The organism is Shimazuella sp. NTD248, assembly GCF_059510395.1.
Window position 1 is genome coordinate 1 of record NZ_JCAJZT010000039.1, and the last position, 218, is coordinate 218.

At 56.0% G+C, this 218-nt stretch carries 1 protein-coding gene; it reads left to right on the forward strand.

The features are described 5' to 3' along the window. A partial coding sequence (locus AC5WOE_RS20040; RefSeq protein ID WP_496053357.1) for a hypothetical protein occupies positions 1 to 218 on the forward strand: 218 nt, incomplete at both ends.

Consider the following 218-nt stretch of genomic DNA (forward strand, 5'->3'; position numbering starts at 1 on the left):
GGTCGTCCCGATTGGACGGCAGAATGGTTTCACGATCATCCGACGTGGGGAAGGCTGTACCAAACCGGGGACATCGTTCGCTGGGATGCTGCTGGACAGCTGCATTTCTTGGGACGAAAAGATACCCAAGTCAGTATTCGGGGATTCCGAGTGGAGCTCGGAGAGATCGAAAGCCAGTTGCAAGCACATCCCACCATCGAGCAAGCCGTGGTAGTAGC